23 protein-coding genes are annotated in these 24,982 nt (G+C 61.2%); 11 read left to right on the forward strand and 12 right to left on the reverse strand.

Annotated elements, in window-relative coordinates; all coding sequences use genetic code 11:
- The first annotated feature begins 68 nt into the window (after positions 1-68).
- The 5 genes from PspCFBP13528_RS05615 to PspCFBP13528_RS05635 all read left to right on the forward strand — a co-directional run bounded on the left by PspCFBP13528_RS05615 (position 69) and on the right by PspCFBP13528_RS05635 (position 3,715).
- On the forward strand, positions 69-1,088 hold the full coding sequence (locus PspCFBP13528_RS05615) for an alpha/beta hydrolase (protein ID WP_137199787.1): 1,020 nt from the start codon (positions 69-71) through the stop codon (positions 1,086-1,088).
- Between the two features lie 55 nt (positions 1,089-1,143).
- Positions 1,144-1,797 (forward strand): DsbA family oxidoreductase, encoded by a 654-nt coding sequence (locus PspCFBP13528_RS05620; protein WP_101219465.1) that lies wholly within the window; start codon positions 1,144-1,146, stop codon positions 1,795-1,797.
- A 219-nt stretch (positions 1,798-2,016) separates the two neighbouring features.
- Positions 2,017-2,937 (forward strand): arginase, encoded by a 921-nt coding sequence (locus PspCFBP13528_RS05625; protein ID WP_065951790.1) that lies wholly within the window; start codon positions 2,017-2,019, stop codon positions 2,935-2,937.
- Positions 2,934-3,314: an EamA family transporter gene (locus tag PspCFBP13528_RS05630; RefSeq protein WP_065951791.1), complete on the forward strand. Its 381-nt coding sequence runs from the start codon at positions 2,934-2,936 to the stop codon at positions 3,312-3,314. Before PspCFBP13528_RS05625 ends, PspCFBP13528_RS05630 begins: the two co-directional genes overlap by 4 nt.
- A complete protein-coding gene (locus PspCFBP13528_RS05635) occupies positions 3,311-3,715 on the forward strand; it encodes an EamA family transporter (RefSeq protein WP_065951792.1) in 405 nt (134 codons plus the stop codon). Before PspCFBP13528_RS05630 ends, PspCFBP13528_RS05635 begins: the two co-directional genes overlap by 4 nt.
- Before the next feature lie 157 nt (positions 3,716-3,872).
- Here the strand turns inward: PspCFBP13528_RS05635 and PspCFBP13528_RS05640 are convergent, their stop codons facing one another.
- Complete coding sequence (locus PspCFBP13528_RS05640) at positions 3,873-4,643, reverse strand: MipA/OmpV family protein (RefSeq protein WP_065951793.1); 771 nt, start codon at positions 4,641-4,643, stop codon at positions 3,873-3,875.
- A gap of 229 nt (positions 4,644-4,872) precedes the next feature.
- On the opposite strand from PspCFBP13528_RS05640, the gene PspCFBP13528_RS05645 reads away from it, so the two are divergent.
- From PspCFBP13528_RS05645 to PspCFBP13528_RS05670, 6 genes are all read left to right on the forward strand, one after another.
- Positions 4,873-5,577 (forward strand): MtnX-like HAD-IB family phosphatase, encoded by a 705-nt coding sequence (locus tag PspCFBP13528_RS05645; protein ID WP_101219463.1) that lies wholly within the window; start codon positions 4,873-4,875, stop codon positions 5,575-5,577.
- Positions 5,570-6,964, forward strand: a complete 1,395-nt coding sequence (locus PspCFBP13528_RS05650; RefSeq protein WP_065951795.1) for an aminotransferase class III-fold pyridoxal phosphate-dependent enzyme — start codon at positions 5,570-5,572, stop codon at positions 6,962-6,964. The genes PspCFBP13528_RS05645 and PspCFBP13528_RS05650 overlap by 8 nt, the downstream gene beginning before the upstream one ends.
- The gene (locus PspCFBP13528_RS05655) at positions 6,961-7,824 is read left to right on the forward strand and encodes an alpha/beta fold hydrolase (RefSeq protein ID WP_101219461.1); all 864 of its coding nucleotides are present in this window, start codon (positions 6,961-6,963) and stop codon (positions 7,822-7,824) included. Before PspCFBP13528_RS05650 ends, PspCFBP13528_RS05655 begins: the two co-directional genes overlap by 4 nt.
- A 136-nt stretch (positions 7,825-7,960) precedes the next feature.
- Positions 7,961-9,085 carry a GNAT family N-acetyltransferase gene (locus PspCFBP13528_RS05660; protein WP_101219459.1) on the forward strand — a complete coding sequence of 375 codons (1,125 nt, stop codon included), beginning with the start codon at positions 7,961-7,963 and terminating at the stop codon, positions 9,083-9,085.
- Positions 9,085-10,863 (forward strand): HAMP domain-containing sensor histidine kinase, encoded by a 1,779-nt coding sequence (locus PspCFBP13528_RS05665; protein ID WP_065951798.1) that lies wholly within the window; start codon positions 9,085-9,087, stop codon positions 10,861-10,863. The genes PspCFBP13528_RS05660 and PspCFBP13528_RS05665 overlap by 1 nt, the downstream gene beginning before the upstream one ends.
- Positions 10,853-12,250 (forward strand): sigma-54 dependent transcriptional regulator, encoded by a 1,398-nt coding sequence (locus tag PspCFBP13528_RS05670; protein WP_065951799.1) that lies wholly within the window; start codon positions 10,853-10,855, stop codon positions 12,248-12,250. Before PspCFBP13528_RS05665 ends, PspCFBP13528_RS05670 begins: the two co-directional genes overlap by 11 nt.
- A gap of 122 nt (positions 12,251-12,372) precedes the next feature.
- Here PspCFBP13528_RS05670 and PspCFBP13528_RS05675 read toward each other — a convergent pair whose 3' ends face one another.
- The 11 genes from PspCFBP13528_RS05675 to PspCFBP13528_RS05725 form a co-directional block, all read right to left on the reverse strand.
- On the reverse strand, positions 12,373-12,711 hold the full coding sequence (locus tag PspCFBP13528_RS05675; RefSeq protein ID WP_137199788.1) for a GlpM family protein: 339 nt from the start codon (positions 12,709-12,711) through the stop codon (positions 12,373-12,375).
- The gene (locus PspCFBP13528_RS05680; RefSeq protein WP_065951801.1) at positions 12,711-14,048 is read right to left on the reverse strand and encodes a sigma-54 dependent transcriptional regulator; all 1,338 of its coding nucleotides are present in this window, start codon (positions 14,046-14,048) and stop codon (positions 12,711-12,713) included. Before PspCFBP13528_RS05680 ends, PspCFBP13528_RS05675 begins: the two co-directional genes overlap by 1 nt.
- On the reverse strand, positions 14,045-15,946 hold the full coding sequence (locus PspCFBP13528_RS05685; RefSeq protein WP_065951802.1) for a sensor histidine kinase: 1,902 nt from the start codon (positions 15,944-15,946) through the stop codon (positions 14,045-14,047). The genes PspCFBP13528_RS05680 and PspCFBP13528_RS05685 overlap by 4 nt, the downstream gene beginning before the upstream one ends.
- 171 nt (positions 15,947-16,117) lie before the next feature.
- Positions 16,118-16,852: an amino acid ABC transporter ATP-binding protein gene (locus PspCFBP13528_RS05690; RefSeq protein ID WP_065885987.1), complete on the reverse strand. Its 735-nt coding sequence runs from the start codon at positions 16,850-16,852 to the stop codon at positions 16,118-16,120.
- The gene (locus PspCFBP13528_RS05695) at positions 16,849-17,520 is read right to left on the reverse strand and encodes an ABC transporter permease subunit (RefSeq protein WP_025856886.1); all 672 of its coding nucleotides are present in this window, start codon (positions 17,518-17,520) and stop codon (positions 16,849-16,851) included. The genes PspCFBP13528_RS05690 and PspCFBP13528_RS05695 overlap by 4 nt, the downstream gene beginning before the upstream one ends.
- Positions 17,520-18,266, reverse strand: coding sequence for an amino acid ABC transporter permease (locus PspCFBP13528_RS05700; RefSeq protein ID WP_065951803.1), 747 nt, complete (start codon positions 18,264-18,266; stop codon positions 17,520-17,522). The genes PspCFBP13528_RS05695 and PspCFBP13528_RS05700 overlap by 1 nt, the downstream gene beginning before the upstream one ends.
- Positions 18,267-18,459: 193 nt before the next feature.
- Complete coding sequence (locus tag PspCFBP13528_RS05705; protein ID WP_101219453.1) at positions 18,460-19,386, reverse strand: glutamate/aspartate ABC transporter substrate-binding protein; 927 nt, start codon at positions 19,384-19,386, stop codon at positions 18,460-18,462.
- Between the two features lie 378 nt (positions 19,387-19,764).
- Positions 19,765-21,303, reverse strand: coding sequence for a glycerol-3-phosphate dehydrogenase (gene glpD / locus PspCFBP13528_RS05710; protein ID WP_137199789.1), 1,539 nt, complete (start codon positions 21,301-21,303; stop codon positions 19,765-19,767).
- Positions 21,304-21,581: 278 nt separating this feature from the next.
- On the reverse strand, positions 21,582-22,337 hold the full coding sequence (locus PspCFBP13528_RS05715; RefSeq protein WP_137199790.1) for a DeoR/GlpR family transcriptional regulator: 756 nt from the start codon (positions 22,335-22,337) through the stop codon (positions 21,582-21,584).
- A gap of 83 nt (positions 22,338-22,420) precedes the next feature.
- A complete protein-coding gene (gene glpK, locus PspCFBP13528_RS05720; protein WP_101219449.1) occupies positions 22,421-23,926 on the reverse strand; it encodes a glycerol kinase GlpK in 1,506 nt (501 codons plus the stop codon).
- 81 nt (positions 23,927-24,007) lie between these two features.
- Positions 24,008-24,865 (reverse strand): MIP/aquaporin family protein, encoded by an 858-nt coding sequence (locus tag PspCFBP13528_RS05725; RefSeq protein WP_101219447.1) that lies wholly within the window; start codon positions 24,863-24,865, stop codon positions 24,008-24,010.
- Positions 24,866-24,982 lie beyond the last annotated feature (117 nt).

The raw sequence follows: 24,982 nt of genomic DNA on the forward strand, positions 1-24,982 counted from the left end.
TGGCAGCACGCTTGAACAAACTTCATCAAACTCGCGCTCCACTGGGGTTCTGTGTGTTGGTGTTTTTCATGCGCGTGTTGTTTTTACTGGCCGCTCTCTTATTCGGCCTGCCGTCTTTTGCGGCGTCTCGATGTGATGTCAATGTCCCGACCCAAACGGTCGACCTGGAGCAGGTGAGCATCGCCTACCAGAGTATCGGCCGTGCCTCCGACCCGGCCTTGCTGCTGGTGATGGGGCTGGGCGGGCAATTGATCCACTGGCCGGATGAAGTGGTCGTGGCCCTGTGCGAACAAGGGTTTCGGGTCATCCGCTATGACAACCGTGACGTGGGCCTGTCCACTTGGCGCCAGGCTCCGGCCAGCGCCAACCTGACCTTTGAAGTGCTGCGCTACAAGCTCGGCCTGCCGGTGGCGGCGCCCTATACGTTGACGGATATGGCCGACGACGCCCTGGGCTTGATGGATGCGCTGCAGGTTCGCCAATTTCACGTACTGGGCGCGAGCATGGGCGGCATGATCGCCCAGCATCTGGCGGCGATGGCGCCGCAGCGGGTGGAAAGCCTCACACTGATCATGACCAGTTCCGGCGCCGAAGGCTTGCCCGCCCCGAATGCTGCGCTGGTGCAGTTATTGTCGCGACGCAGTGCGCCGAATCGTGAGGTGGCGCTTGAACAACAGGCGGATTTGCTTGCGGCACTGGGCAGCCCGGATGTGAAGGATGATCGCCAGGCCCTCTTGCGCCAGGCCGCACAGTCCTATGACCGCGCCTTCAACCCCGAAGGCGTCAAGCGCCAGATCATGGCGATCCTCGCCGAACCGAGCCGCGTGCCGTTGCTCAACCAACTGCGCGTGCCGACCCTGGTGGTGCACGGCACCGCCGACCCGCTATTGCCGGTGATGCATGGCGTTCATTTGGCTGCGCATATCCGGGGTAGCCAGTTGAAGTTGATTCCGGGCCTGGCCCACCGATTTCAGGAAGTATTCAAGGCGCCCCTGCTGGCGGCAGTGCTGCCTTACCTGCAAGCCCATCGCGATGATGCGGCGCACTGGGCGCGGGTTGACGTGGGTGCGCCTTCGAAGCTGTTGTAAAGGTGGTGTATCGTGTGGCTTTTGCAGCGCATGAATGCCAGCGAGGTTGCCCACCATGAGTACTGCCCTGAAAATCGATTTCATCAGCGACGTGTCCTGCCCCTGGTGCATCATCGGCTTGCGCGGCCTGACCGAAGCCCTCGACCAGCTTGGCGCCGACGTGCAGGCCGAGATTCATTTCCAGCCGTTCGAACTGAACCCGAAGATGCCCCCTGAAGGGCAGAACATCGTTGAGCACATCACTGAAAAATACGGCTCCAGCGCCGAAGAGTCCCAGGCCAATCGTGCGCGTATCCGTGACATGGGCGCGGCGTTGGGCTTTGCCTTTCGCACCGACGGCCAGAGCCGCATCTACAATACCTTCGACGCGCACCGTCTGCTGCATTGGGCCGGGTTGGAAGGTTTGCAGTACAACCTCAAGGAAGCGCTGTTCAAGGCCTACTTCACCGACGGCCAGGACCCTTCCGACCACGCGACCCTGGCGATCATTGCCGAAAGCGTCGGCCTGGACCTCAAGCGCGCCGCCCAGATTCTTGCCTCTGATGAATATGCCGCCGAGGTGCGCGAACAGGAGAAATTGTGGATCACCCGCGGCGTGACCTCGGTGCCGACCATTGTGTTCAACGACCAGTATGCGGTCAGCGGTGGTCAGCCGGCCGAAGCCTTCGTTGGCGCGATTCGCCAGATCATCGAAGAAGCCAGGAAGTAACCGCCAGGCAAAGATCCAAATGTGGGAGGGGGCTTGCCTTCGATAGCAGTATGTCAGCCAACGGATTGGTTGCTGACACACCGTAATCGGGGGCAAGCCCCCTCCCATATTTTTTGATCTGTGCAGGTTTGAATGTCTCGCTGGCCCATCCCTTGCATTGACCCCTTAAAGCCCATCCGGCCTGCGGCTGGGCGCTGCCATTAGGGGTGAAACATTACCTTGAATATTCTTGACCTCGACCACAGCCTCACCGGTCAGGCGCCGATTGCCCGGCGGTTGGCCAGCGGCCGGGCAACACGCCTCGATCTGCTGGACCTGGGCCCGAAACTGCGCCTGTGGTCCACCGAAAAAACCTGGAAACGTTTCGTCGAGCGCCTGGCCCAGCGGCCACGGCCCAGCGATGCGCGCCCTGAGATCCTGTTCGTCGGCTCCGGCGACTATCACCACCTCACGCCGGCGTTCCTGGCCGACCTGAAGGAGCCCGTCAGCCTTATCCACTTCGACAACCACCCCGACTGGGTGCGCTTTGCGCCCAAGCGTCACTGTGGTTCGTGGGTCAACCGTGCGCTGAAGATGCCGGCGATCAAACGCATCGTCACCCTCGGCCCGTGCAGCGATGACCTGCATAACCCGCAACTGCGCGGCGGTAACCTTGGCGCTCTCAAGCGCGGGCACTTGCAGTTGTTTCCCTGGCAGCACCCGCCGTCGAAAGTCTGGGGCCGGGTTGGCGACGGTGCCGGTCACCAGCAGCAGGAAAACCACCTGCACTGGCGCAACCTGGCGGAGCTGGACTGGGCAGCCTTCCTCGACCAGATGATCGCCAGCCTGCCTACCGAAGCGATCTGGATCACCCTCGACAAAGACGTGCTGGCCAGCGAAGACGCCGCCACCAACTGGGACCAGGGTGGCATGCGCCTGAGCCACTTGCTCCAGGCCCTGCGGGCGTTGGCGGCGCATAAACGCATCATTGGCATCGACGTGTGCGGCGAGTTTGCGGCGCCAGCCTTCAGCAACGCCTTCAAGCGCTGGGAGGCCAAGTCCGACCAGCCACCGCCCGAGCGTTGGAGCGCGCAGGATTTGCAGCGCAATGCGGCGACCAATGAAGCCCTGATCGACCTGTTTGAGGAGCTGTTCCCGTGACCCTGACCGTGGTGCTGTTGCTGGCGTTTTCCATTGTGCTCGATGTGATTGGCCAGTTGTGTTTCAAGCTGGGTGTGGACCGTCTACCGCAACTCGATGGCGGCTTTCGTCTGCGTGCGTTCTGGGGCCAGGTGTTCAATGCGCCGCTGCTCTGGGCCGGCGTCGGGGCCTATGTGATCGAGTTTTTCGTCTGGCTCGAAGCTTTGTCCCGTGCGCCGTTGAGCCTGCTGTTTCCGCTGGCGGCGTTGGCCTATTGCCTGGTGGTGCTGGCGGGCCGGGTAGTGCTCAAGGAAACCGTCAGCCGACGGCGTTGGCTGGGCACGCTGGTGATTACCCTGGGCGTGATGTTGGTGGCGATTGCGGGAGGCCAGGCATGAGTACGCAAACCCTCGATACGGGCTGGCTGCATGGGCGTTTCGGCACGTTGGTGCTGTGGGCGCTGTTGATCGCCACTGAAAGTGCCGGGCAGTTGTTTACCAAAGTGGCCGGTGATCAATTGGGCCAGATGGATTTCAGCTGGCAGTGGCTGACGCAGGTCGCGCACAACCCCGGGATCCTGGCGGCGATTGCCAGTTATCTCGGCGCATTTTTTGTGTGGATGCTGATCCTGCGGCGCAGCAGTTTGTCTTTGGCCTTTCCATTGAGTTCGCTGGTGTTTGTGGCGGTGCTGCTGGGGTCCTGGCTGGGACTGGGCGAGCACATCAGCGTTTTGCACTGGGTGGGTGTGGCGGTGATTGTGGCGGGGATTGCGTTGTTGGCGGAGGGAGAAGAAAACTGACCGGTCTGGTATGTCAGACTCGGTTCAAAATGTGGGAGGGGGCTTGCCCCCGATGAGGGCGTGTCAGTGAGTACATGTGCGACTGACCCACCGCTATCGGGGGCAAGCCCCCTCCCACATTTTGATCTCTATACATCAGGTGGATAAGGGGTGGCTTTTAATTGAAGGAGTAGCTGAGCGCCGTCTGCACCTGGCCCTGGTTGACGCTGCCGGCCTGCCTGACAATGCTGCTGTTGGCTGCCGAGCCGACCAGGTGGACCCAACTGGCGCTGGTCAGCAATGACCAGTGCGTTGCCAGCGGGAACGCGAAGCTCTGGCTCAGCGTCACGTTCTGCAAGCCACCGCTGGCGTTGTAAGGCCGAAAGCCCGTGGCGGCGGCTTCGTTGTTGTCCACGCCGAAGAAGGTATTGGCCTGGCGTGCATCGGCAAAATGCGCGACCAGCCCGGTGCTGCCGATAATCCCGCCACCCAGTGGATAGCCCAGTTCGCCGCCCAGTTTGCCGAGCGCGCCACTTTGCGTATGCCCACCGCCCACGGCCTGGCCCAACTGCGCGTAGACCCGCCAGAAATCGGCCGGAGCGTATTGGACGAACCCGCCGACCTCGGCCATGTCCGACACATTGCGCAGACCTTGCAGCGCGCCGTTGGACGTACGGCCCGACAGGTAATTGATGTACGGGCCGGCTGTGATGCCATGGGCGTTCAACGCGCTCCAGGTCAAGCCGTCATCGGTACTCAGGCTGACGTCGCCCCAGTCCAGGTCCAGATAGGGCACGGGGCGGGTTTCGTAGCGGCTGCCCGTCGGGTCATGGGGCTGGTAACTGAGACCGGCACCCACGTCGCCGCTGATGCCTTGTGCCCAGGCGGTACTGGAGATGCCGCACACCCCCAAAAAACTGGCGAATACAACGGACGTGAGTTTGGACATGGCGCGCTTTCCTGGTGAGTTCATGCGCGCATGAACGCGCAGACCCCGGCTCCCACGCAAGCACTCATCTTGTTTGTAGCAAGCTACAAAAATTGTAGCTTGCCGAACACATATTCGCCCAAACCCCTGAGAACGCCCCAGCCCCGCTGGGCTTTGGCCTGTTGGCACGCTCCCTGCTCTACCGGTAATGCAAGCGCATACAGCGCGCCTCTTTCCAAAGGTAGACGCAATGAACCAATGGCATATCGTGTGTGACTTCGACGGGACCATCACCCCTACCGATGTCATCGACAACGTCCTCCAACGCTTCGCCGGCCCCGAGTGGGAAACCATCGAACAGCAATGGCTGGATGGACATATCGGTTCACGCGAATGCCTGAGCCGCCAACTGGCGCTGATCAAGGCCACCCCCAGTGAACTGCTGGCGTATTTCGACAGCGTCGAGATTGACCCGGACTTCCCGGATTTCGTCGATCACGTCATGGACCTGGGCGCGACCCTCGAAGTGGTCAGCGACGGCATCGAGCAGGGCATCGCGCGCATTCTGTCGCGCAACTACGTGACCTTGCTGCCGATCCTCGCCAACCGCCTGCGCCAGGTCGACCAGAACAGCTGGCGCATCGACTTCCCGCACGCCAGTGATGCCTGCCGCGCCGCTTCCGGCAACTGCAAGTGCAAGTCCACACCGCGCAACAAGCGCGTGCTGGTGATCGGCGACGGTAAATCCGACATGTGCGTGGCCTCCACCGCCGACTTCGTGTTCGCCAAGGGCAGCCTCGCCGAGTATTGCGTCGCCCACCGCATTCCTCATGCGCGCTTCGACACCTTCGCCCAGGTGCCTGCCTTGCTGGCTCAACTGCCGCAAGGCATCGCCGCCAACGCCACCACGTTCAACACCTCTTTTGACACTCAGGAACTCTTCCATCATGTCTGATATCCGCATCGCCACCGCCGAAGACCAGATCCTTCTGGATAAAGAAGCCAAGTACTGCTCCTACGGCGACACCGTTCACTACATCGAGCCGCCGCGTATTTTCAGTCGCTGCGAAGGCTCCTACGTGTGGGACACCGAAGACCAGGCCTACCTCGACCTGCAGATGTGGTACTCGGCCGTCAACTTCGGTTATGCCAACCCGCGCCTGAACAATGCGCTGAAACAGCAGATCGACACCCTGCCGCAGATCGCCAGCCAGTACCTGCACAAAGGCAAGATCGAGCTGTCGGAAATGATCGCGGTCGACGCCAAGAAAAAATTCGGCCTCGACGGCCGCGTGCACTTCAACGTCGGCGGTTCGCAATCGATTGAAGACTCGTTGAAGGTGGTGCGCAACGCCAGCAACGGCAAGAGCCTGATGTTCGCCTTCGAAGGCGGCTACCACGGCCGTACGCTCGGTGCCTCGTCGATCACTTCCAGCTTCCGCTACCGTCGTCGCTACGGCCACTTTGGCGAGCGCGCCAACTTCATTCCGTTCCCGTATCACTTCCGCGGCCCGAAAGGCATGACCAAGGAAGAATACGGCAGCCACTGCGTGCAGCAGTTCGCGCGCTTGTTCGAGACCGAATACAACGGCGTCTGGGACCCGAAAACCAACCAGTGCGAATACGCGGCGTTCTATGTGGAGCCGATCCAGGGCACCGGCGGCTACGTGATCCCGCCGATGAACTTCTATCGCGAACTCAAGCACGTCCTGGACCAGCACGGCATCCTGATGGTCTCGGATGAAATCCAGATGGGCTTCTACCGCACCGGCAAACTCTGGTCGATCGAGCACTTCGACGTGCAGCCGGACGTGATCGTGTTCGGCAAGGCGCTGACCAACGGCCTCAACCCGCTGGGCGGCATCTGGGCCCGTGAAGAGCTGATCAACCCGAAGGTGTTCCCGCCAGGTTCGACCCACTCTACCTTCGCCTCCAATCCGTTGGGCACGGCGGTGGGCCTGGAGATGTTCAAGATGACCAACGAAGTCGATTACGGCGCGATGGTCATGGCCAAGGGCAAATACTTCCTCGAAGGCCTGCAGGATTTGCAGAAGCGTTTCCCGATCATCGGCGACGTCGACGGCCTGGGCCTGGCGCTGCGCTGCGAAATCTGCGGGCCGGATGGCTTCACCCCGGACAAGGCGACACTGGACTACATGGTCGAGGAAGGCATGAAAGGCGACATGGTGGTGGATGGCCAGAAACTCGGCCTGATCCTCGACGTGGGCGGTTACTACAAGAACGTGATCACCCTGGCACCGTCCCTGGAAATCAGCTACCCGGAAATCGACCTGGGCCTGAAGCTGCTCGAGCAACTGCTGGTGCGAGCGACCAACCGGTGAACAGCGCTGTTCTAAATAGCCAAGGGATCGACCTCGGTGAAGGCGATGCCGGCTTCGTTCTCGGTGAGGGGCCGGTCGGGATCCTGTTGATCCATGGCCTGACCGGCACTCCGACGGAATTGCGCCAGGTCGCCAAGGGGCTGGTCAAGGCGGGCAACTGCACGGTGTACGTGCCCACCCTGGCCGGGCACTGCGGCGATAACAGCGACCTGCAGGCCACCGGCTGGCGCGACTGGTACGAAGGGGTGCGCAAGACCTTCGTACAGGTCAAGCGGCGTCACGCGCAGGTGTTCGTCGGCGGCTTGTCCATGGGCGCGGTGATGTCGATGTACGTGGCGGCCGAGCACCCGGGGCAGGTCGCCGGGCTGCTGATGTATTCCACCACCTTGAAGTACGACGGCTGGAGCATCAACAAGCTGGCCTTTCTCACGCCGTTGCTGATGAAGATTCCGTTCGGCGTGCACGTTTGCAGCTTCGAAGAAAAGCCGCCCTATGGCATCAAGAACCAACGCCTGCGGGCCATCGTCGAGCGGCAGATGAAGGAGGGCGAGAGCAGCGAGGCGGGGCTGTTGACCATGGAAGGCATCACCGTGCGCGAGTTGCATCGCCTCAACGCCGTGGTCAAGAAACGCATGCCGGCTATCAAGACACCGGCGCTGGTGTTGCACTCCATCGAGGACGATATCACCAGCCGTTGGAACGCCGATTACGTGGAGCGCCACCTCGGTGGCCCGGTGACCAAGATCCTGCTGGATAACTGCTATCACATGATTACCGTCGACCTGCAATACCGCCGTGTGATCGAGTTGAGCGCCGAGTTCGTCGAGCGACATTCGATGCATCTCAATCGTGTGGCCTGATGCGCTTACCTGTAGGCCCGAGCTTGCTCGCGACGGTCGTTCGCGATAACGCGTAGCCAGGCTGAACGCGGACTCTGCGCGATTTTCGCGAGCAAGCTCGCTCCTACAGTGGGGGCGGTGTTGATAAGGAAAAACTGTGATAACCACCCAAGCCTACCCGACCATCCGGGCTATCCAGCGCGATGCCTGGAATGACTGTTTCCCCGGTGCCCTGGAGGACTGGGACTACTACCTGGCCGTGGAAAACGCCGCGATCGATGACTTCCAGTGGCGTTACCTGGCCGTCTACGAAGATCAAGCGCTGGTGGCCGTGGCGCCCGCGTTCATTACCCATTATCGCCTTGACACCACGGTGTCCGGAGCCGGCAAGCGCTTGACCGAGCGCTTGCAACGCCTGTGGCCGGGTGCCTTGCAGTTGGCCCTGTACGCGATCGGCTCGCCGGTGGCCGAGCGGTGTGACGCGGGGATCGCCAGCCACGTGCCCGCGGGGCGCAGGCCCCTGTTGCTTCAGCAATTGCTCATCGCCGCGCGGCGCGATGCCGACGGGTTCGGCATCGGCCTGCTGGCGGTCAAGGACGCACCGACCAACGATGCGCACTGGGCCGAGAGTTGTCGCGCCGCAGGCTTTCAAAGCATGCCGAGCCTGCCCTCCGGCGTGCTGCCGGTGCCCTATGGTTCGGTGGAGGCTTACCTGGGCTCGCTGGGCAAATCCACGCGCAAAGACCTGCGCCGCAAACTGCGTGCGCCGGGGCCACGGGTGGAGTGGCGGCACAACATCGATGATGTGCTGCCCGAGGTCATGCGCCTCTATGAAGCCACGCTCACGCGCGCGGACTTGCAGTTCGAACGCCTGCCCGCCGGTTACTTCACGGGGATTCTTGAGCAACTGCAAGCGCGTGCGGTGTGTGTTCTTTACTGGGTGGACGAGCACCTGGTGGCGTTCAACCTGATCCTGCTCGACGAGCATCGGCTGATCGACAAGTTTTTCGGGCATGACATCGCGTTCAGCCGTGAATACAACCTGTACTTTCGCAGTTGGCTGACCAATGTCGACTACTGTATTCAACACAATATTGCGCTGTACGAATGCGGCCAGGCCGGTTATGCCAGTAAACTGCGCCTGGGTTGCGAGTTCCAGGGCAACAGCCTGTTTTTCCGCCACCGCAATCGGCTGGTCAACAGCCTGCTCAAGCTTGTAAAACTGTTTATCCGACCGGACCGTTCCGACCCTGCCATGGCTGCTGCGATAAGCGAAACCTGATGATTACCAAGACCCGCCAGAAAGCCCGCCCCTTTGCCATTTCGCGCTGGAGCGTGCAGCGCAAGCTGGTGCTGGCCTTCTGGCTGGTCAGCGTGATTCCGACCATGATCGCGGCGGAACTGGCCGCCACCACGCTGTCGCAGATTTTCGACAGCAACGTGCGTATCTGGCTGCAGGAGTCGACCAAGATCGTCAAGGACGAGATCGGCGACATCCTTCACGATAACGCGCGCATGGCCAAGCTGTTCCTGCGCTACACCAGCCCACCCTCATCCAGGCAGGCTGAACGGCATGACCAGCTCACCGCCGACATCGCCAGCGCCACCGACATCGATGTGGTGGCACTGATTCGCACCAGCGACCGCAAGGTGCTGTTCAGCACCGCCGCCGACGATATCGTCAAGCAAATCAGCCTGACCAGCAATGCGGTGCTGCAGACCGTACAGGTGGCCGGCGTGAGCACAGGCCTGGTGGTGTCGACCTTCGAGACCACCCGCGATGGGGTCGATTATCTGCTGCTGGTGGCGACTTACCTGGACAGCAGTTTCCTCACCAGCGTGGCCGATGTGCATTCCCTTGACCTGCGTTTGTACCTGGCCAACCCGGCGGGGTTTTCCGAGATATTCTCGACTCAGCGCTTTGAAAATCACCCGTCGCGCATTCCCAAAGACGTCGAAGCCGAGCTGCGCAGCACCCGGCAGCCGAGCGAGCAGTTCACCAATCAGTACAGCGGCTTGTACTGGCCGATATTCAACGACGCCGGCGAGCTGCAAGGCGTGATCTTCAGCGGCCTGCTGCGCCACACGAGCCTGGTGGGGCTGGTGAACCAGAGCAATTTGTTCGTGCTGATTTTCCTCGTCAGCTCGGCGCTGTCGCTGGCTGCGGGCATGTGGGTGTCGCGACGCCTGACCCAGCCGCTGCGCGACTTGTCCCAGGGCGTGAATGCGGTGATCTCCGGCAACTACACTCACCGCGTGGTGGTCAGCGGCGGCGACGAGCTGGCGCAACTGAGCAGCACGTTCAACCACATGACTGAACGGCTGGGCGAATTGCATCATCTGGAAGCCCAGCTACGCCGGCGTGATCGCCTGCATGCCCTGGGTGAAGTCGCCATGGGCCTGGCCCATGAAATCCGCAACCCATTGGGCATCATCAAGACCGCCACCCAACTGTTGCACCGTCGCGCCGACCTGCCGGACACCGACAAGCGCCACCTGGAGTACGTCATCAGCGAGGTCAGCCGGATCAACGAACTGATCACCGAATTCCTCGATTTCGCCAAGCCCAATCCGCCGATGCGCGTCCTGCAACCGGCACGCGCGCTGGTGGAGGAAATCCTCGGTTTCTGCGGCCCGGAGTTGAGTACCCACAACATCGACGCCCAGATTGACGACCAGGCGCCCGACGCCACGATCTACGCGGACGCCAAGCAGCTCAAGCAGGCCTGTCTCAACCTGATTCTCAACGCCATCGACGCGATGCCCGAAGGCGGGCGCCTCACCCTGGGTATCCGCAGCGCGGGCGACAATACCGTGATCAGCATCGCTGATACCGGCGAGGGCATCCCGGCGGGTATGGTCGAGCGCATCTTCACTCCGTTTGTCACCACCAAGGCCTCGGGCACCGGCCTGGGTCTGGCCAAAGTCTATTCGATCATGGAAAGTCACGACGCCAGCATCGAGTGCGTCACCGAGAAAGATGCTGGCGCCACCTTCAACCTGTACATTCCAGCTAACGGTGAAGACGACGGCGAGGGTGAGGACGGGCATGACGCATAACGTATTGGTGGTCGACGACGAGCCCAAGCTCTGTGACCTGCTGTCGTCCGCCCTGGGCCAGAACGGCATCCAGGTGTTCACGGCCGGCAATGGCCTGCATGCGCTCAAAGTGCTGGAGCAGGAGGACATCGACCTCGTCATCAGCGACTGGCGCATGCCGGGCATGGACGGGCCGGCGTTGCTGGCCGAGATCAAGCAGCGTTATCCAAACGTGCCGGTGATCGTGATGACGGCCTACAGCACGGTGAAAAATGCCGTGCAGTCGATGCGCAATGGCGCCTACGACTACATCGCCAAGCCGTTCGATATCGACGAGCTCGACATCACCGTGGCCAAGGCCCTGCAGTTTCGCGACATCATGCGCGATAACGCACGCCTGCGCGCCGAGCTGGATGAACACGCCCAGTTCGACAGCCTGGTGGGCGACAGCCCGGCGTTTCGCAAAGTGCTGCAAGCGGTGGACTCGGTGCGCGACAGCAGCGCAACCATCCTGCTGACCGGCGAAAGCGGTACCGGCAAGGAAATGGTCGCCCGCGCCATTCACAAGCACGGCAGCCGTGCCGACCAGCCGTTCGTGGCGGTCAATTGCGCGGCGATTCCTGAAGGTTTGCTGGAAAGCGAGATGTTCGGTCATCGCAAAGGCGCGTTCACCGGCGCCGTGGCCGACCGGGTAGGGCGCTTCATGCAGGCCGACAAGGGCACGCTGTTCCTTGATGAAGTCGGTGATATGCCGTTGGCCTTGCAGGCCAAGATCCTGCGCGCCTTGCAGGAACGGGTTATCGAACCGGTGGGCGACCCCCGCGAGCGCAAGGTGGACGTGCGGGTGATCGCCGCCACCAACAAGAACCTGCTGGACGCAGTGGCCAACAAGGAGTTTCGCGAAGACCTGTATTACCGCCTGAATGTCTTCCCGATTCCTCTGCCGGCCCTGCGCGAGCGTGTGGAAGATATCGCGCCCCTGGCCCGGCATTTCGCTCGCACCCTCAGCGCGACCGCCGGCAAACGCATCAGCGGGTTCAGCCCCGAAGCCTTGCAGGCCATGGCGGCGTATCACTGGCCGGGCAATATCCGCGAGCTGCAAAATTGCGTGGAGCGGGCGACCATTGTGGCGGCGTCGCCGGTGATCGAAGATATTGATTTGCCGGGGTATCTGTTCGCCTCCAGGCCCGCCGAGGCTGGCGCGGCGGCAATCCTGAGTGATGGGCCGGGTGTACCGCAGGACCTGGATGCGGCGCTGGCGGAGGTGGAGAAGGCATATATTCTGGCGGCCTTGCAGGAGAGCAACGGGGTACAGGCTGCGGCTGCGGCGAAGATCGGGATCTCGGAGAGGAGCTTCTGGTATCGCCTGAAGAAGCTCGGCATCCAAGTCGACAAAATAGTCCGCTGACACAGCGTGGTTAACATGTGGGAGGGGGCTTGCCCCCGATAGCGGTGGGTCAGTCACCTTATCTTTAACTGATCCACCGCTATCGGGAGCAAGCCCCCTCCCACATTTTTAACTGCGGTGTGTCAGGTGTGGAGGCGTACCCACACGCTGACCAGCACCGTTGCCGCCATCAACCAAGCGACTGCCGCGACTGCCAGCGACGCTTCCAACCGCATCCGATCCACCATCACATACAACGTCGCCAGATACACAAAGTACGGAATGATCGACCACATCCCGAACAGTATCGTGGTTTTCAGGTCCTCCACCGAGCGGCCCTTGCCGACGATGTAGTGAGCAATCAGCGCAAAGGTGGGAAACAGCGGCACCAGGCCTGCGATGTAATAATTTTTGGTCTTGGCCAGCGCCGCCAATATCAGCACGACCGCCGCGCCAAGCGCGGCTTTCAAGAATAGAGCCATCAGTGACTCAACCCGTATTTCTTGACCTTGTCGAACAGCGTGGTCTTGGCCATCCCCAGTTCCTGGCTGGCCTGGGTCAGGTTGCCGCCGCTGCGTTGCAGGGCATCGTTGAGCAGGTTGCGCTCGAAGGCTTCCACCGCCTCGGTGAAGGCCAGGCCTTGAGTGCTGCCGCCCGTGCCGCTTTTCTTGAACGCGGGCAGGCCCAGGGCGAAGCGTTCGGCGACGTTGCGCAGTTCGCGCACGTTGCCCGGCCAGTCGTGGCTCATCAGGCTCGACAGCGTCTGGTTGTCCAGCTCCGGCGCGGTGCGATCGAAGCGCAGTGAGGATTGCTGCAGGAAGTGTTCGAACAACTGCAGGATGTCTTCACGGCGCTCGCGCAGGGGCGGCAGTTCCAGGGTGACCACGTTGAGCCGGTAGTACAGGTCGCTGCGGAACTGGCTGGCGCGGCTCAGTTCGTCGAGGTCGGACTTGGTGGCGGCGATCACCCGGCAGTCTACGGCCACGCTCTGGTTCGAACCCAGGCGCTCGAGGGTACGTTCCTGCAGCACCCGCAGCAGTTTGATCTGCAGGTTGATCGGCATGCTTTCCACTTCATCGAGAAACAGCGTGCCCTCATGGGCGTGCTCGATCTTGCCGATGCGGCGCTTGCCGGCGCCCGTGAAGGCGTTGGCTTCGTGGCCGAATATCTCGCTTTCGAACAGGTTCTCCGGCAGCCCACCGCAGTTCAGTGCGACGAACGGATGGGAATGGCGCCGGCTGAAATCATGCAGGCAACGTGCAACCAACTCCTTGCCGGTGCCGGTTTCGCCTTCGATCAGCACGTTGGCCGAGGTGTCGGCGACGTTGGCGATCAGTTCGCGCAGGTTCTGCATCGCCGGCGAACGCCCGATGATGCGACCCTCCAGTGAGTCGCGCTCGGCCAGCTGGCGGCGCAGCGACCAGACTTCCCGCGCCAGTGCGCGCTGCTCCAGGGCGCGACGGGCAACATCCACCAGGCGCTCGGGGGAGAAGGGTTTTTCCATGAAGTCGTAGGCGCCGTTGCGCATGGCGCCGACAGCCATGGAGATGTCGCCATGCCCGGTGATCAGCACCACCGGCAGGCTTTTATCCAGCGCTTTGAGGCGGGTCAGCAGCTCCAGCCCATCGATGCCCGGCAGGCGGATATCGCTGATGACAATGCCGGCGAAGTTCTCGCCGATGTGCGTCAAGGCTTCTTCGGCGCTGCCCACGCCAACGCTGGGAATGTCTTCCAGCGCCAGGGCTTGCTGGCAACCCAGCAGCACATGGGGGTCATCTTCGACGATCAGGACAGTGAGGTCTTGGGCTTGCATATTCATGTCGACTCAACTTTTTCGGCGCCCGCCAACGGCAGGTTCAGGACAAACGCGGTACCACCACTGGCCGGATGTTCCACCGCCAGGCTACCGCCGGTGGCCGCCGCGAGGCTTGCAGACAAGGTAAGGCCCAGGCCCAGGCCTTGCTCGCCGGGTTTGGTGGTAAAGAACGGCTCGAACAGATGCTTGCGGGCCTCGGGATCGATGCCGTGGCCATTATCGCGCACCCTCAAGCGATATTTGCCCTCGGCGCTCTGGCCTTCGAGCCACAGTTGCGGCGCCGGTTGCGCCTGCATCGCGTCGAGGGCGTTGCCGATCAGGTTGACCAGAATCTGCTCCAGGCGCGTCTGGTCGATCTGCAATTGGGCATTGGCGAACTCACGGTGCACGGCCAGCGGCACGCTGTCCAGACGCGCGCCGAGCACCTGGAACGCGGCGTCCACGGCCTTGGCCAGGCTTGCCTCGCCCTGGTCGTCACCGCGCCGGGCAAACGAGCGCAGGCTGGCGGTGATGCGGCCCATGCGGTCGATCAGTTCGTTGATGGTTTTGAGGTTGGCGCTCGCGGTGTCCAGGGCCCCGCGTTCGAGGAAGCGCACGGTGTTGCCGGACAGGGTGCGCAGCGCGGCCAGGGGTTGGTTCAATTCGTGGGCGATGCTGGTGGACATCTGGCCGATCGCCGCGAGTTTGCCGGCCTGCACCAGCTCGTCCTGGGCGTGGCGCAAGGTCTCTTCGGCCTGGCGCCGTTCGCGGATCTGGCCCTTGAGGCGATCGTTGCTGGCGCGCAGGTCGGCGGTGCGTTCGGCAATCCGTCGCTCCAACTGGCTGTTGGCTTCCTGCAGGGCTTCCCGCGCGGCGAGGCGGGTGGCGATGACCTTGCGCCGCTCGTTCCAGGCAATCAGCAAAAACGCGACCAGGCCGAACGCGACGGCGACCAGAATGCCCTGGTTGATCGCGGCGCGGCGCAGCTCATTGAGCGGGGTGAGCAGGGTGAAATTCCACGGCGTGTCGTTCAAGGGACGGGTTTGCGCCAGGTAGCTGACTTCGTGCTTGTCGCTGACCACTTCGCTGTTGGCCGGGAAGGTCAGCTTTTCGCTGCCTTCGTTCAAGCGCTCGCGGGCCAGGGGTTCCAGCGCGTTCAGGGTCGCCCAGTAATATTGCAGGCTGTGAGCCAGTCGGTCCCTGGTGTCATCGCTCAGGGGGCGCACCGCCTTGAGGCGGCGGGCCGGGTCGCTGGACAGGATAATGATGCCGTTTTCGTCGCTGACAAAAGCTTCGAGGCGCGCGCGCTGCCAGCGTTCCTCAAGCGCTTCCAGGCGGACCTTGACCACGGCGACGCCGATGATCTTGCCGTGCTCTTCCAGGCCGTGGGCCAGGTAATAGCCGGGTTCGCCGTTGGTGCTGCCGATGCCGTAGAAACGACCGGGTTGGCCGCGTACGGCGTTCTGGAAATAGGCTCGAAAGGACAGGTCTTCACCCTGGTAACTGTCGGCGTCGCGCCAGTTACTGGTGGCCAGCACCCGACCGGTCGTGTCCATGACGTAGATGGCTCGGCTGCGGCTGCGGCGGTTCAGGCCTTCGAGGTAATCGTTGACGGTCTTGCGGGTTTCCTGGTTTGGATTGGCCAGGAGCAGGGAAACACTGGATTCCAGCTCGAGCAGGCTGGGGAGGTAGGTGTACTTGCTCAGTTCGCTTTCGACGGTGCGGGCATGCAGCTCCAGCTGGCGTCCGCCATTGTCGCTGAGGGTGCGGATGCCGTAGTACTCACTGACCCAGAAGCCGATATAACCCAGGCCGATCATCAGGGCGATGATCAACGGCGGCAGGAACAGTTGGCGTATCAGACGAGGCTTCACGGCAAGTGATGGCGGCGCGGCGCGATATTGAGTGGGGTCGCATTTCATCACAGATGCCTTGGGTCAACCAGCGCTGCCAGCCTGTGCAGTCCAGTGTGGGAGGGGGCTTGCCCCCGATAGCAGTGTGTCAGTCGGTACATCTGTTACTGATCCACCGCTATCGGGGGCGAGCCCCCTCCCACATTGACCACTGTTTTTACAGTGGAAGCGGTTTATTGCTTAGTGCTGCAGGATTTTCTCAAGGAAGTGCTGTGCACGTTCGGAGCGGGCGCTGATGTCGCCGAAGAACTCTTCTTTCGGGCAGTCTTCGATGATCTTGCCGGCGTCCATGAAGATCACGCGGTCGGCCACTTTGCGCGCAAAGCCCATTTCGTGGGTCACGCACATCATGGTCATGCCTTCGTGGGCCAGTTGCACCATCACGTCGAGCACTTCGTTGACCATTTCCGGGTCCAGCGCCGAAGTCGGCTCGTCGAACAGCATGACGATCGGGTCCATGGCCAGGGCGCGGGCAATCGCCACACGTTGCTGCTGGCCGCCGGAGAGTTGGCCAGGATGTTTGTGGGCGTGTGCCGACAGGCCCACGCGCTCAAGCAGTTGCAGACCCTTCTGGGTGGCTTCTTCCTTGCTGCGGCCCAGCACCTTGATCTGCGCGATGGTCAGGTTTTCGGTGATGGTCAGGTGCGGGAACAACTCGAAGTGCTGGAACACCATGCCCACGCGCGAGCGCAGTTTCGGCAGGTTGGTCTTCGGGTCGGCAATCGAGGTGCCGTCCACGACTACGTCGCCCTTCTGGAACGGTTCCAGCGCGTTGACGCACTTGATCAGGGTCGATTTGCCCGAGCCCGACGGCCCGCACACCACGATCACTTCACCTTTTTTAACCTCGGTGCTGCAGTCGGTCAGCACCTGGAAGTCGCCATACCACTTGTTGATGTTCTTGATAGAGATCATACGGCAAACCTTTTTTGCAGACGCTTGACCAGCAGCGAGGCGGAAAAGCTGATGATGAAGTAGACGACACCGGCGAAGATCAGGAACTCATTGGAGCGGCCGATGATGTCGCCGTTGGAGCGGGCGGAGTTGAGGAAATCCACCAGGCCCACGGTGTAGACCAGCGAAGTGTCCTGGAACAGGATGATGCTCTGCTGCAGCAACAGCGGGGTCATCTTGCGGAACGCCTGGGGCAGGATGATCAGGCGCATGGTCTGGCCGTAGGTCATGCCCATTGCCTGAGCGGCGGCCATCTGTCCCTTGGGGATCGACTGCACGCCGGCCCGTACGATTTCACAGAAGTACGCGGCTTCGAACATCATGAACGCCACGACGCAGGAGGTGAACGCGCCGATCGGCGTGTCTTCGCCGGTGATCCAGCGCAGCACGAACGGCACCGCCAGGTAGAACCAGGTGATGACCAGCAGCAGCGGGATCGAACGGAAGTAGTTCACATAGGCGCCGGCCACGCGGGACAACAGCTTGCTGGACGACAGGCGCATCAGCGCGAGGATCGTGCCCAGGACGATGCCGCCGACCACGCCCATGACCATCAACTGCAAGGTCATGACCATGCCGTTCCACAGGCCCGGGATCGCGGGGATGATGCCGCTGAAATCGAAGTCCATTATTTACCCCCCACGGAGATCAGGCCGGGCACTGCGACTTTCTTCTCGACCACGCGCATCAGCAGCATCAGGCTCATGTTCAGGGTGAAGTAGATCAGCGTGGCCAGGGTGAAGGCTTCAAACAGGTTGGCCGAAAACTCGGCGGTCTGCTTGGTTTGCGCCAGCAGTTCCATCAAGCCGATCAAGGACGCCACGGAGGAGTTCTTGAACACGTTGAGGAATTCCGAGGTAAGCGGCGGGATGATGATGCGATAAGCCTGGGGCAGCAGCACGTTCCAGTAGATCTGCGGCAGCTTGAAGCCCATGGCGCGGGCTGCGGCTTCCTGGCCACGGGGCAGCGCCTGGATGCCGGTGCGCACTTGTTCACACACACGGGCGGCGGTGAACAGGCCCAGGCATACGACGACGCTCAGGTAGGCCGAGGTGGTCGGGTTGAGGTCTTGCTTGTACCAGTCCTGCAGGTTCTGCGGCAGCAGGTCGGGTACCAGGAAGTACCAGATAAACAGCTGAACCAGCAGCGGCACGTTACGAAACAGTTCCACGTAGCAGGTCGCGATGCCCGATACGAGGCGGTTCGGTACGGTGCGCATGACCCCCAGAATGGAGCCCAGCAACAAGGCGATAATCCATGCCACGACAGCGATGGCGATGGTCCAGCCCAGGCCGGCGATGTACCAGTCGAGATAGGTCTCGCTGCCAACGCCGGTGGACTTGAAGAACACGCCCCAGTCCCAGTTGTAATTCATTAGGGTCTCCCCCGAAATCGATCGATGTACAAGCACCCGCTTGGGGAATGCCATTTCCCACCTGACGTTGAACGCCAGGCACACACGATCGGCTCGAAAACCGCCAGGTCGAGTGTTCCAAGTTAAAGCCAGCAGGTAGTAACAGACGCCTGAGGGAGGGTTGGCTCCCTCAGGAGATAAGCTTAGTCAGGTATCAGATTTTTACTTCAGGCGCTGGTTTGTCGCTTGGGTTGGCGATCAGCTCCTTGACCTTGTCGCTCATCGGGAAGTTCAGGTTCAGGCCTTTCGGTGGGATCGGGCTTTCGAACCATTTGGCGTAGATCTTGTTGATCTCACCGGACTTGTACAGGGCGACGATGGCGTCATCCACGGCTTTCTTGAAGTCCGGGTCGCCTTTGCGAACCATGCAGGCATAGGCTTCAAACGACTGCGGAGTACCGGTGATGACCCAGTCGTCCGGCTTCTTGGCCTTGGCTTCTTCACCGGCCAGCAGGGCGTCGTCCATCATGAACGCGACGGCACGGCCGCTTTCGAGCATCTGGAAGGATTCGCCGTGGTCTTTGGCGGAGATAACGTTCATGCCCATCTGCTTGTCGGCGTTCATCGCCTTGATGATGCGCTCGGACGTGGTGCCGGCGGTGGTCACGACATTTTTGCCTTTCAGGTCAGCAAAGTCAGCGTAGGACGGCTTGCCTTCCTTGTCTTTCTTGACCAGCAGACGGGTGCCGATTTCGAAGATGTTGACGGTGAAGTCGACTTGCTGGGCGCGTTCGGCGTTGTTGGTGGTGGAGCCGCATTCGAGATCCGCGGTGCCGTTCTGGATCAGCGGGATACGGGTTTGCGAGGTCACCAGGTTGTACTTGGCTTTAAGGTCGGGTTTGTTCAGGTCTTTTTTCAGTTGTTCAACGACGGCCAACTGAATGTCGTGGGAGTAGCCCACAGGCTTGCCCGAGGCATCCGCGATGTAGGAAAACGGGATGGAGCTGTCGCGGTGAGCGAGAGTGATAGTGCCGGAGTCGTTGATTTTCTTCAGCGTGCCGGTGAGTTCGGCGGCGAAAACTGGAGTGCTGATCAGAGCAGCAGCGATAGCTGCGCCCAGGATATGGGGAACGATGCGCATCAATACTTCCTCGACATTTGTTTTTTTTATGAAGCCAGCTAAACGGCTCTGTTGTGCAGCGAATGCCTTGACGGCTCCTGAAGCGTGTCAGGCAATCGTCAGGAAGTGTAGAGCATGAGTCGTGCCACACCGCAAATAAAAGATTAAGTGCATGATTTATATGAGTATTAACTTTGTATGACGGTTGCGGTTTGCACCGTAGGTACGGCTAACCGAATAGAGAGGTTGTGAAGCGTTCGGAAAACCGAATCTCATGCGTACTGATGGTAGGAGCGAGCTCGCTCGCGAAGAACGCAAAAGCACCGCGGTTATTCTGGATAAACGCGGCGCTTTCGGGTCTTTCGCGAGCAAGCTCGCTCCTACGGTGTCGGGAGGGTGTCAGGCCGCTTCGATCTTGCTGCGGTTCTGTTCAACCGTGGACAGGTAGCGTTGCAGGTTGTCCTGTTCCGCCGCCGTGGTGAACAGGCCCAGCTTGGTACGGCGCCACAGCACGTCCTGAGGCTGCGTCACCCATTCTTCAGCGCACAGGTAATCGACTTCACGGGTGTAGAGCCCGCCTCCCAGGTGCTCACCCAGATCAGCCAGGGTCTGCACCCCTTCAAGCAGGCGCCAGGTGCGGCTGCCGTAGGTGGTCGACCAGCGACGGGCGATCTCGCTCGGCACCCAGTCGAACTTGCTGCGAATGGCCTCGGCCAAGGCTTCTGGCGTGCTCATGTCTTCGCCGCCGGGCAAGCTGGCCTTGGCGGTCCAGCTGGGGCGCATGTGCGTGAAGTATGGCGCCAGTTGCGCCATGGCCGATTCCGCCAACTTGCGATACGTGGTCAGCTTGCCGCCGAACACCGACAGGATCGGAGCCTCGCCGGCAGCGCCGGACAGCGACAGGGTGTAGTCGCGGGTAATGGCCGACGGGTTATCCGATTCGTCGTTGCACAACGGGCGTACGCCCGAGTAGGTGTGGACGATATCGTCACGGCTCAGCTGTTTCTTGAAGTGCGCGTTGACCACCTTGAGCATGTAGTCGGTTTCACCTTCGGTGATCGCAACTGCAGCCGGGTCGCCGGTGTATTCACGGTCGGTAGTGCCGATGATGGTCAGGTGATTCAGGTACGGAATAGTGAAGACGATGCGCTGGTCTTCGTTCTGCAAAATGTGCGCATGCGCCCCTTCGTAGAGTTTCGGCACGATCAGGTGGCTGCCCTGGATCAGGCGGATACCGTAAGGCGAATCCAGCTTCAGATCCTCCTTGATGAACTTGGCGACCCACGGGCCTGCAGCGTTTACCAACGCCCGGGCGCGGATCGAGAACAGGCTGCCATCGGCGCGCTCCATGTTCATTTCCCACAGGCCGTTACTGCGGTGTGCGCTGATGCAGCGGGTCTGGGTGTGGATATGGGCGCCTTTCTCACGTGCGGCCATGGCGTTGAGCACCACCAGGCGGGCGTCGTCGACCCAGCAGTCGGAGTATTCGAAGCCTTTGGTGATTTCGCTTTTCAGCGGGCTGTCGGCACCGAACTTGAGGCTTTTGGAGCCGGCCAGTTTCTCGCGCTTGCCCAAGTGGTCATACAGGAACAGGCCGGCACGAATCATCCAGGCCGGGCGCAGGTGCGGACGGTGCGGCAGCACGAAGCGCATCTGCTTGACGATGTGCGGGGCCTTCGCCAGCAGCACTTCACGCTCGGCCAGGGCTTCGCGTACCAGACGGAACTCGTAATGCTCCAGGTAGCGCAGGCCACCGTGGATCAGCTTGCTGCTGGCGGAGGAGGTGTGGCTGGCCAGGTCGTCCTTTTCGCAAAGGAATACCGACAAACCGCGACCGGCTGCGTCTGCTGCAATGCCGACGCCATTGATCCCGCCGCCGATAACGGCGACATCATAGACTTCGGCAAGCGGTGGGGCAGGCAAGGTAGAAGGGTTCATCGGCTTGGCCTCGCGATCTTTTCGTATTTGAATTCGAACATTAATGTTCATTTGCGAAAATGGTAGCTGATAAACGCGGGCACAGCCAGCCGACTTCGATTGAAAAAACTCATCGGAGGGCGGGAAAAGGAAAATTTGTGAACATGAGCCGGGGGAAGGCGCAAGAAACTGAGTGCGGGATAAATCGCCATCGGGGGCAAGCCCCCTCCCACACTCGGATGGGCGACGCCATTGAAATGTGGGAGGGGGGCTTGCCCCCGATGGGGACCGGCCAGGCGCTAAACGACTTCCAGACGAACCTTATGCTCATTCAGCGCTTGCACCAGCGCCGGCACCGGCTGCTGGTCCGTCACCAGGCAATCCACCAGGCTGATCGGCCCCAAACGAATCATGGCATTGCGCCCGAATTTGCTGGAGTCCGCCGCCAGGATCACTTGCCGCGCATTGGCGATAATCGCCTGGGAGACCCGCACTTCCTGATAGTCGAAGTCGAGCAGGCTGCCATCTTCATCGATGCCGCTGATACCCACCAGCGCAAAGTCGACCTTGAACTGGTTGATGAAATCGACGCTGGCCTGGCCAACCACACCGCCGTCGCGACGCACATTGCCGCCGGTCAGCAGTACGTCGAAGTCGTCCTTGGCACTGAGCATGGTGGCGACGTTGAGATTGTTGGTGATGATTTTGAGGTGATGGTGATTGAGCAACGCGCGGGCGATGGATTCGGTGGTGGTGCCGATATTGATGAACAACGAAGCGTGATCGGGAATCTGCGCCGCGATGGCTTCGCCGATACGCTGCTTTTCATCGCGCATCTGGTCGGCTCGCATGGCGTACGCGGTGTTCTCGACGCTGGAGTCATAGGCCGCGCCGCCGTGGTAGCGGCGCAGCAGATTGGCGTCCGCCAGCTGGTTGATATCGCGGCGGATGGTTTGCGGGGTGACAACGAACAGCTGCGCCATTTCCTCGATACTGACGTAGCCGCGTTCGCGGACCAGTTCGAGGATTTGTTGTTGGCGGGGAGGCAGATTCATGGGGCGTCCTTTGGGCTGCCATACAAAAGTGGCCCATGATGACGCAGGAATCCGCTCCCTGCCAGTTACAACCTGACGTTGGCTTATTCAGCGCCTTCGTGCGGCTCCCAGTCACGGGTGCGGCTGACCGCTTTTTGCCAGCCGGCGTAGAGTTTCTCTTTGGAAGCCTCATCCAGCTGCGGTTCGAACTCGCGCTCGATCACCGCCTTGCCGCGCAACTCGTCCAGGCTGCCCCAGAAGCCGCATGCCAAGCCTGCCAGGTAGGCCGCGCCCAATGCGGTGGTCTCGCGCATTTGTGGGCGCTCGACCTGGGTGCCGAGGATGTCGGCCTGGAACTGCATCAGGAAATTGTTGGCCACCGCACCGCCGTCCACGCGCAGCGCTTTGAGGCGTTCGCCGGAGTCCTGTTGCATGGCGTCGAGCACGTCACGGGTCTGGTAGGCAATCGACTCCAGCGCTGCGCGAATAATGTGGTCCACGCGTACGCCACGGGTCAGGCCGAACAATGCGCCACGGGCATACGGGTCCCAGTACGGCGCGCCCAGGCCGGTGAACGCGGGCACCAGGTACACGCCGTTGCTGTCCTTGACCTTGCCGGCGAAGTATTCGGTATCGGTGGCATCGGCGATGATCTTCAGTTCGTCACGCAACCACTGCACGGTGGAGCCGCCGTTGAATACCGCGCCTTCCAGGGCATAAGCCACTTCGCCACGTGGGCCGCAGGCGATGGTGGTGAGCATGCCGTGCTTGGATTTCACCGCTTTGTCGCCGGTGTTCATCAGCAGGAAGCAACCGGTGCCGTAGGTGTTCTTGGCTTGACCGGCTTCGACGCACATCTGGCCGAACAGTGCAGCCTGTTGGTCACCCGCGATGCCGCCGATGGCGATGCCGCTTTTGGTACGGCCATAGATTTCCGAGGAAGACTTCACTTGCGGCAGCATTTCGCGCGGTACGTCGAGGATCTCCAGCATCTTCGCATCCCACTCCAGCGTGTGGATGTTGAAGAGCATGGTGCGCGAGGCGTTGGTGTAGTCGGTGACGTGGGTCTTGCCGCCGGTAAATTTCCAGATCAGCCAGCTGTCGATGGTGCCGAACAGCAGTTCACCGTTACGCGCACGCTCGCGGCTGCCTTCGACGTTGTCGAGGATCCACTTGAGCTTGGTGCCGGAGAAGTACGGGTCGGTGACCAGGCCGGTGGTGTCATTGATGTATTGCTCGTGGCCGTCGCGTTTGAGCTGCTGGCAGATCTCGGTGCTGCGGCGGCATTGCCAGACGATCGCGTTGTAGATCGGGCGGCCGGTGACTTTGTCCCACACGACGGTGGTTTCACGCTGGTTGGTGATGCCGATGGCGGCGACCTGGTCATGGTGCAGGCCGGCCTGCGCCAGCGCTTCGACCATCACCGCGCTCTGGGTCGCGAAAATTTCCATCGGGTCATGCTCGACCCAGCCCGCTTGCGGGTAATGCTGAGTGAATTCACGCTGGGCGGTGCAGACCACGTTGGCGTCGCGATCGAAGATGATCGCGCGGGAACTGGTGGTGCCCTGATCAAGGGCAATGATGTAGTTCTTATTCTGAATGTCGGTCATGTCGATTGCCTTGGACGGAAAATAAGGAAGTAAGGAATCAGCCGGGTCCGCAAAGAGGCAGTGCGGGCCAGGCCGGCGGTATCAGGAAATACGCGTCTTGCCGTTGACAGCCGTGTCAGTTGTTTCTTCAGCAATAGCAGGTGCGGCGCTCGGCAGATGACGGGCAATCAGCCCGCGATACGCGGCAGCGCCAAGGCATGCGCCGACAATCGGCGCGAAAATAGGTACCAGGAAGTAAGGAATATCGCGGCCGCCAGTAAAGGCCATTTCACCCCAGCCGGCGAAAAAGGTCATCAGCTTGGGCCCGAAATCCCGCGCCGGGTTCATCGCAAAGCCGGTCAACGGCCCCATGGCGCTGCCAATCACGGCGATCAACAGGCCGATCAGCAGCGGAGCCAACGGACCGCGTGGCAGGCCATTGTTATCGTCCGTCAGGGCCATGATCACGCCCATCAGAATTGCCGTGATGACCATTTCCACCAGGAATGCCTGGGCCGTACTCAGCAGTGCATGAGGATAGGTGGAAAACACCGAGGCCAATTCCAGGCTGGCCTGGGAGCCACGCACCATGTGGTGAGTTTGTTCGTAATCGAAAAAAAGATTGCTATAGAGCGTGTACACCAGCGCGGCGGAACAGAAGGCCCCGGCGATTTGGGCGAGGATATAGAAAGGCAGTTTACGTTTTTCGAAGTCGGCGAAAATACACAGGGCGATACTCACCGCCGGATTGAGGTGAGCCCCGGAAATACCGGCACTCAGGTAGATCGCCATGCTGACGCCGATGCCCCAGATGATGCTGATTTCCCATAAGCCAAAGCTCGCACCCGCGACCTTGAGCGCAGCGACGCATCCGGTACCGAAGAAGATCAGCAGCGCAGTGCCGAGGAATTCGGCCATGCATTGGCTCGAAAGTGAAGGCTGTTGAAGAGCAGTTGTCATGGAAAACCTCAGTTGTTGTTCTTGTCTGGCGCACCGTCTCAACGGGCGGTTGCGCGATTTTCACCGTGACGAGGATCCCCATCCTGCGCCACGGCTTACTGCTCGAGTACTGGGGAG

The organism is Pseudomonas sp. CFBP13528 (assembly GCF_005233615.1).
Lineage (GTDB): Bacteria > Pseudomonadota > Gammaproteobacteria > Pseudomonadales > Pseudomonadaceae > Aquipseudomonas > Aquipseudomonas fluorescens_AM.